Here is an 8,022-nt window from a genome sequence, read left to right on the forward strand (position 1 = left end):
CACTCGTGTCGAGCACCGGCCGCATGAAGTCGGCGCGCGGCACCGGGCTGAACTGGAGGATCTCCACCCACGCGAAAGGTCCCGGCGGCGGTCGACACGTTCCTCCGCGAGGAGATCCGGTGAACCTCACCCGCGCGATCCCGGCCGCCGAGATCCCGACACGCCGATCAGGGCAACCGGGGAGCCGGGTTGCCGGCAGGCAGGGCGGCCGGTGCCGGGTCGAAGTCGAAGGTGGCCTGCGCCTTGTCCGTCGCCGAAGTGACCTTGTCGAAGTAGAGCAGGTTGTCGGGTCCGCGGTGCAGGTACCGGCCCGCCGGGTAGCCGATCGCCTCGAACGAGACGCCGCTGCCGGACAGTCCCCGCCGCAGGAAGAAGCTCGCCCCGGTGACGAAGTCCTCGTGCGACGTGGCGTCGCGGACCCACGCCTCCCCGTTGTCGTCACGCAGGTAGTAGTGCGGGAAGTTGGCGGATTCCAGCGATACCGTCCCACCTTCCGCCAATCCGGGCACAAGCCGGAACTGGCCGTCCTCCGCCGGGCTGACAGCGGTGTCGAGCCGGGCCCGGTACTCGTAGTGCCGCACGGACAACTCCGGCGAGGCGTGCATCCGCAGCTTGACCGGCGCCGGATCAGCCACCGGTACGCCGAAGTTCGGGGTGCCGTCGGCGTTCCAGGTAAACGGTTGGATGCGGGTGCGCCGGTTCACGTCGTCGAGGGCGCTTCGGTCCTCGTCCTTGAAGGAGTAGTCCCGGTCGTGGTACACGAGAATGTCTGTCTTGCCGTCCTCGGCAACCACGAACGAGTTGTGCCCGGGACCGTACTGGCCGGTGGCGGCGTCGGACTTGAAGACCGGGTCCGGGCTTTTTGCCCAGGACTTCGGATCGAGCAGGTCAGCTCCCTTCCCGGCGGTCAGCATGCCGAGGCAGTAGCGCGTGTCGGTGGCGCTGGCCGAGTAAGTGAGGAAGGTCCGGCCGTTGCGTTGCAACACCGTCGGCCCCTCGTTCACGCGGTACCGCTGGATCTCCCAGTCGTAGGTGGGAGCGGAAATCAGCACCGGAGTGCCGGTGATCTCCCACGGATGCGCGCCCATCTTCGCGATGTAGATGCTCGTGTTGGTCGGGTTGGCGACCTCCGCCGGCGGCCGCTGCGTCCAGATCAGGTAGCGGGTCTTCTTCGCGTCGTACTCGTCGACGAACGTCGAGGCGTCCAGGGCGAACTTCTCGTCGGCGATCCCGGTGTGGATAGCGCCCTTCTCGGTCCAGGTCGTGGTGAGCGGGTTGGCGCCGGCACCCTCCAGGACGTACATCCGGATGTCCCAGGAATCCGAAGAGCGTCCGGCCGCGAAGTACACGTACCACTTGCCGTTGATGAAGTGCAGTTCCGGCGCCCAGATGTGGTTGGCCATCTCACCGGTTGCGTGGTGCCGCCAGATCACCGTCTCGGGTGCGGACGCGAGACCGGTCAGGGTCTTCGCCCGACGCAGCACGATCCGATCGTATTCCGGCACCGTGCCGGTGAAGTAGTAGTACCCGTCGGTGTGTTTCATGATCTGTGAGTCGGCGCGCTGCTGGATGAGCGTGCCCGCGTACACAGTAGGCACGGACGCGGTGGGCGCGGGCACCGCGTTCGCCTGCGACTGCTGCACGACAAATCCCACCGTCGCTGCCACTGCCATCACGGCCGGCAACGCAAGCCGCCGGATAGACCTACCTGTCATCACTGTCCTGTTCACCTTCGTTGGCCAACTCGAACGGCATCGACCTGCACGTGAGGGCGACCCCCGACGGGATCGATCACCTCGCCTCAATGACGTCACGGCAGTGTGAACGCTAACATCGCGACCGTCAACCCGCGACTGTGAGTATCGGGGCATGCACGGAGTGCTGCTCCTCTCGACGAAAGCGGCGACGTTCTAATCCTGGCTTCAGGTTGGTCGGAGAGAGTGAGCGGCAAAGCATCGACGGGAAGGGGCGGGCCGGCGTGCGGATCATGATCGCGGATGACGAGGCGGCCATCCGTGAGTCGCTGGAGCGGGTGCTCCAGGTTGAGGGTTACGACACCAGCACCGTCGCCAATGGTCTCGCCGTGCTCGACGGGGTCGGTGGCGACGCGCCGGATCTGCTGATTCTCGACGTGATGATGCCCCGCCTCGGCGGGTTGGAGACCTGTCGGCGGTTGCGGGCGGCGGGCCGGGAGCTGCCGGTGCTGATGCTGACCGCCCGGGATCAGGTCTCCGACCGGGTCGCGGGGCTGGACGCGGGCGCCGACGACTATCTGCCCAAGCCGTTCGCCACTGAGGAGTTGCTGGCCCGGGTGCGGGCCCTGCTGCGCCGCCGCGGGCCGGGCGACGACGAGTCGCAGATCCTGTCGTTCGCCGACGTCCGGGTCGATCCCGACAGGTTCGAGGCGTGGCGGGGCGGGCGGCCGCTGCGCCTGACCCGGACCGAGTTCTCCCTGCTGCAGGTCCTCGTCCGCAACGCGACCCGGGTCTTGACCCGCGACGCGCTGTTCGAGGCGATCTGGGGCTTCGACATGAGCACCACCGCCAACAACCTCCAGGTGTACGTGAGCTACCTGCGCCGCAAGATGGAGGCCGAGGGTGAGCCGCGATTGATCTATACGCTGCGCGGCTTGGGGTACACGTTGCGGGAGACTCCTCCGTGAGCAGGGCCGCCGGCCGGGAACCGCGCCGGCTGACCCGGTGGTGGCGCCGGCGGTCGCTGCGGACCAGGCTGACGGTGATCGCGGCGACGGCCATCGCGGTCAGCGTGTTCGTGGCCTTCCAAGTGGCCGTTGAGCTACTGGACCGGGAGCTGCAGGACACCGCCGAGAATCAGCTACGCGCCGATTCCCGCGTCCTGGCGACGGACGCGGAGCGCGCTGGTCTGGCGCAGGTCCAGCTACCGCCGTATCCCGGATCCGGTCGGCTGGTGCGGGTCATCCTGCCCGACGGCTCGATCCGGACACCGGCCGGCCAACCCGCGCTGCCCCCGGTCAGCGAGCACGCCGGGCGCGTGGCGCAGGGCGCGTCGGCCGACCTGATGGAATCGAACGACAGCGACGACGACGGCTACCTCGTCTACACGCTGCGGGCGGGCGACGGCGCGGTCCAGGCGGCCCGCGTCGCCGATGGCAGCACGAACAACCGGTTCGGGTGGGGCATGCTGCTGATCGGGCTGTTCTGCGTGGCCGGCGGTGCCCTTGTCGGGCGGGCCGTGGCGCGGACCGGGCTGGCACCGATCGACCGGCTGAGCGCCGTCGCGGTCCGGGTCGCGCACACCCGGGATCTCGACGCCGACATCCCGGACGAGGGCGGCGGGGAGATCCGGCGGCTGATCCAGTCGATCAACGACATGCTCGCCGCGCTCCGGGAATCCCGTCGAGCCCAACGGCTGCTCGCCGAGGACGCCGCCCACGAGCTCAAGACCCCGCTCACCAGCCTGCGCCTCAACGCCGAGCTGCTGATCCGGCTCGATCGGCGCGGCACGCTGGACAGCGCACTGCCGCCGGAGAGCCGGACCCGGCTGCTGAACGATCTCGGCGCCCAGGTGGCCGAGTTGAGCACCCTTGCCGCCGAGCTGACCGACCTGGCGCGCGGTGACGTCAGCGACGAGAGCACCGAGGTGCTCGACCTCGCCGACGTGGTGGTGGCCGCCGCGACCCGGGCGCGTTCCCGTGTGCCCGACGTCGAGGTCGCGCTCGACGTGACCTCCGTGTGGGTGAGCGGGCGTCCCGCCGGCCTCCAACGGGCGGTGCTCAACCTCATCGACAATGCCGGCAAGTGGTCTCCCGCGGACCAGCCGGTCCAGGTCCGGCTCCGTGCCGAGGGCGCGTCGGCGGTGCTCGAGGTCGACGACGCCGGGCCGGGCATCGACGCCGCCGACGTGCCGCGGGTGTTCGATCGGTTCTACCGTGCCGACAGTGCCCGGGCGTTGCCGGGATCCGGTCTGGGACTGTCGATCGTGCAGCGGGTCGTGGACGCCCACGGCGGCCGGGTCACCGTCGCCCGGTCCGCACGCGGTGGCGCGCTGCTTCGGGTCGTCCTTCCGGCTGCGGCCCCGCTCGCCCCGATCGCGCGGCTCGCCGCCGGGGAGGACACCGCGGTGCGTTGACCCCGCCGGCCTGTCAACCGACCGGGCGGCACTTCGCAGGACCGCTCACCCGCCGGATGCTGTCCTGCCGCGGCGGGCAAACGCACTCCACTGTGGACATCCTGCTCACCCCGAGCTCGTGCACGTACACGCCGCGCGACGTGTAGTGAAATCTTGGCCGCAGCTTCTATTGGAGAAGTACCGCGGTACCAAAGAAAGTGACGACCGCAGTACGATGAAACGGGACGGAATCGGGTCTAGCGTTGGGGCTATGACGAAACCTGATAGTCCACTGTGGAGACTCGGGGCGGCCGCCATGGCGCTGGCGACGGCGTTCGCTCTCGCCGCCTGCGGGTCGGGCGCCGGCACCAGTGCGGCGCCCCCCGCGGCCGGCTCGCACAGCGCGCACGCGGGCGGGGCATCGGCTCCACCGCAGCCGCTGCGCGCCGGCGAGCGGTTCGTCGACCTGAAGATGGCCGAGGCCTACACGCCCGCGCCGCCGGAGGGCGGCGGCACGGACGAGTACCGGTGCCAGGTGATCGATCCGGGCCTGACCAAGACGGCGTTCCTGACCGGGACTCAGGTCATGCCGGAGAATGTCGCCCTCGCGCACCACGCCATCGTGTACACGGTGCCGCCGGGCGGCGCTGCCGCGGTGCGCGAGCAGGACGCGAAGATCCCCGGCCCCGGCTGGCAGTGTTTCGGCGGGACCGGCGTGAAGGGCGCCGAAGTGGAAGAGGGGGAGGCGACGTGGGCGGACACCTGGGCGCCGGGCGCCACGGAGACGCTGTTCACCCAGGACGTCGGCTTCAAGCTGGAGCCAGGCAGCCTGGTCATCCTCCAGATGCACTACAACCTGCTCGCGACCGACGGCAAGCCGGGCGGGTCGGACCGCACGGCGTTGCGGCTGCGGCTGACGGACGGCACGCCGCAGACCCGGGAACTCGACACGTTTCCGCTCGACGCGCCGACCGACCTGCCCTGCCCCGCCGGCGAGTCGGGTCCGCTCTGTGACCGGGCGGCCTCGATCGCGGACGTGACGAAGCGGTTCGGACCGGATGTCGGCGAGTCGGCGGACCGTCAGGTGGAGGAATGCAACCCGGGCGGCGTGCCGAAGCCCGGTAACACCCAGACCTGCGACCAAAAGGTGGAGGCGCCGATGACGCTGTTCGCCGGTTTCGGTCACATGCACCTGCTCGGGCGGGCCATCAAGGTCGAACTCAACCCCGGCACACCGAACGCCAAGGTCGTGCTGGACGTGCCGCAGTTCGACTTCGACAACCAGCGGCTGGTTAAGCTGCCGTCGCCGGTGGAGATCGGTCCGGGGGACACGCTGCGGGTGACGTGTACGCACGACGCCGGGCTGCGCAAACGGTTGCCACAGCTGAGCAAGCTGCCGCCGCGCTACGTGGTGTGGGGGGACGGCACCAGCGATGAGATGTGCGCGGGCATCATGACGGTCTCCCCCCGCAAGTCCTGACGAAGCGTCGAACGTGTGTGAGTTCACTGAGGTCAACAGGCCGAAAACAGCTCTGGGCTCACACACGTCCGCACTGAACTCGCCATACCTGCGAAATGAAAGGGGACTTCTCTTGTCCCTCAAGCCTTCTCTCGGCGATACAACGCCACGGGCCGATGCGCCACTGCGGACACCGATCTGGGCACTCCTGCCGCTACGCGTCTTCCTCGGCGGCACATTCCTCTACGCGGGCCTCTCCAAAATCCTCGACACCCACTACCTGGACCACACCTCACCCCTCGGCGTCCACGCTCAGATGCTGCTCGCCGCGACGACCTCCCCGATCGGCCCGCTGGTGTCGTTCGCGGCCGAACATCCGACCGTCATCGGCCTGGTCATCGCCTTGGGCGAGGTCGCTGTCGGGCTGGGTACTCTGCTCGGGCTGTTCACCCGCGTCGCCGCACTCGGCGGGTTTCTCCTTGCGCTGAGCTTCTTCCTCACCGTGAGCTGGACGACCCGCCCGTACTACTTCGGCGCCGACATCGTCTTCGCGGCCGCCTGGACCCCGCTGCTGATCGCGGGCGACGCAGGCCTGTTCTCCACGACGGCCCACCTGCGCGCCGCGATACGCCGTCGTCGCCCGCCGAACCACGCCCCAGACGACGTCGAGCGACGCATTCTGCTCTGGGGCGGCCTGATCACCGCGACGGCCGCTGCCTTCGGCGGCGGCGTCATCGCCCTTACCCGTCGCACCACCACCAACCCGAAACCAAGCCGGCCGACAGACCCAGGAACGAACTCCCAGAAGGTGATCGCCGCGGTCTCTGCCGTCGCCGTCGGTTCGTCGACAAGCTTCACCGCACCGAACGGTTCCGCCGCATATCTGGTGCGCCCCTCGGCCGACACCTTCATGGCATTCCTTGCCACCTGCACACACCAGGGCTGCCCCATCACGCCCGCCGGCTCCGGCTTCCGCTGCCCATGTCACGGCTCCACTTTCGACGGCAACGGCCAAGTCACCGGCGGGCCGGCGACAAAACCCCTGAACAGCGTGCCAGTGCGAGTGGTCGACGGGCAGGTCACCACCGCATAACCGGGCCCAATCGTGGTTTACCCGACTAGTTCGTCCACAAAGGATCGATCAACCGGCCGCGCGAGTCTCAGGTCGTAGGCGAGGATGACGGCCTGGACCCGGTTCCGTGCGCCGATCTTGGCGAGGACCCGCCCGACGTGGGACTTCACCGTCGACTCCGACAGCGTGAACCGGTGCGCGATCTCGCCGTTGGTGAGGCCGTGGCCGATGGCGACGAGGATCTCGCGCTCGCGGCCGGTCAGGGAGGCCAGCCGGGGATCCTCCCGCGCGGGTCCGCCGAGGTCATCGCCGAGCCGGTCGGCGAACGCGTCGAGCAGCCGCCGAGTCAGCGCCGGCGCGATCACCGCGTCCCCGGCGGCGACGGCCCGGATGCCGGCGAGCAGCTCCTCCGGGCGGGTGTCCTTCAGCAGGAAACCGCTCGCCCCGGCCCGCAGCGCGGCGAGCGCGTACCGGTCCACGTCGAACGTCGTCAGCACCAGGATCCGCGAACGCCCACCGGCGGCGACGATGCGCCGGGTGGCCTCGATCCCGTCGGCGCCCGGCATGCGGATGCCCATCAGCACCACGTCGGGACGCAGCTCGGTGGTCCACCGAACGGCCTCGGCGCTGTTCTCGGCCTCGCCGACGATCTCGGTGTCGGGGGTGCTCTCCAGCAGCATGCGAAACCCGAAGCGCTGCAGCGGCTGGGTGTCCACCACGAGCACAGAGATCATGAATGGCTGCCTTTCAGGGTCGAGTAGACGGTCCAGCCGCCGTCCGATGCGGGGCCGGCGATGACCGTGCCGCCGTGGAGCGCGGCGCGTTCGGCCCTGCAGGCAAGGCCGAGACCCGCGTCGCCCGGCGACGCCTACTTCATACCGAGCGAACCTGAAACGACCGTTAAAACGGCGCTCAGGCCGGTCGGCCGCCAGGCTCAGGCCGACGGTGGTGCGCGGGCCGGCGTGCTCGAGGGCATTGGTCAAGCCTCCTGCACGATGCGGAAGGCAGCCAGTTGCACGCCGAGCTCCAGCCGGCCGAGCCGCGATCCACGTAGCGACATAGGGTCGCCGGACGACTTGGTCAGTATGGAGCTAACAAGCAAGGCCAGGTAGTTAAGGATTCCTCTACCGCGCCTGCGGTCAACGGAACAGCCGTGAATGGCACATTGAGGGACTCTATGTCCCTCAATGTGCCATTCACGGCTGTGGGCGAGCTCCTGAAACCGGGCCAATCGGGCAGGTCTCGCGAGAGGGTGGCGTCGGCGCCGTCGTCGAGCGCGATGGGACCGCAAAGGCGGCCGACGTACGGCGTGAGCAGGCCCAGCAGCTCCTGCATCGCGAGTCTTGGACCGCAGCAACTCGCCGAGCACGCTGTGTCGCCGCTCGGCCGGATCACCGATCAA

General features: G+C 69.2%; 6 protein-coding genes. 4 read left to right on the top strand and 2 right to left on the bottom strand.

Going from position 1 to position 8,022, the window contains the following annotated elements:
• Positions 1-167: 167 nt before the first annotated feature.
• Entirely contained in the window at positions 168-1,643 is a 1,476-nt protein-coding gene (locus AB0M82_RS31230) for a family 43 glycosylhydrolase (RefSeq protein WP_364729476.1), read from the bottom strand.
• 335 nt (positions 1,644-1,978) lie between these two features.
• On the opposite strand from AB0M82_RS31230, the gene AB0M82_RS31235 reads away from it, so the two are divergent.
• From AB0M82_RS31235 to AB0M82_RS31250, 4 genes are all read left to right on the top strand, one after another.
• Positions 1,979-2,662 carry a response regulator transcription factor gene (locus tag AB0M82_RS31235; RefSeq protein WP_364729479.1) on the top strand — a complete coding sequence of 228 codons (684 nt, stop codon included), beginning with the start codon at positions 1,979-1,981 and terminating at the stop codon, positions 2,660-2,662.
• Complete coding sequence (locus tag AB0M82_RS31240) at positions 2,659-4,110, top strand: HAMP domain-containing sensor histidine kinase (protein ID WP_364729482.1); 1,452 nt, start codon at positions 2,659-2,661, stop codon at positions 4,108-4,110. Before AB0M82_RS31235 ends, AB0M82_RS31240 begins: the two co-directional genes overlap by 4 nt.
• Positions 4,111-4,360: 250 nt before the next feature.
• The gene (locus AB0M82_RS31245; protein ID WP_364729485.1) at positions 4,361-5,569 is read left to right on the top strand and encodes a hypothetical protein; all 1,209 of its coding nucleotides are present in this window, start codon (positions 4,361-4,363) and stop codon (positions 5,567-5,569) included.
• Positions 5,570-5,681: 112 nt separating this feature from the next.
• Positions 5,682-6,641: a Rieske 2Fe-2S domain-containing protein gene (locus tag AB0M82_RS31250; protein ID WP_364729488.1), complete on the top strand. Its 960-nt coding sequence runs from the start codon at positions 5,682-5,684 to the stop codon at positions 6,639-6,641.
• A 17-nt stretch (positions 6,642-6,658) separates the two neighbouring features.
• On the opposite strand, the gene AB0M82_RS31255 is transcribed toward AB0M82_RS31250, so the two are convergent.
• On the bottom strand, positions 6,659-7,354 hold the full coding sequence (locus tag AB0M82_RS31255; RefSeq protein ID WP_364729491.1) for a response regulator transcription factor: 696 nt from the start codon (positions 7,352-7,354) through the stop codon (positions 6,659-6,661).
• Positions 7,355-8,022 lie beyond the last annotated feature (668 nt).

Origin of the sequence: Amycolatopsis sp. NPDC051128 (genome assembly GCF_040682715.1) — a bacterium.
In the GTDB taxonomy this organism is placed as follows: domain Bacteria; phylum Actinomycetota; class Actinomycetes; order Mycobacteriales; family Pseudonocardiaceae; genus Amycolatopsis.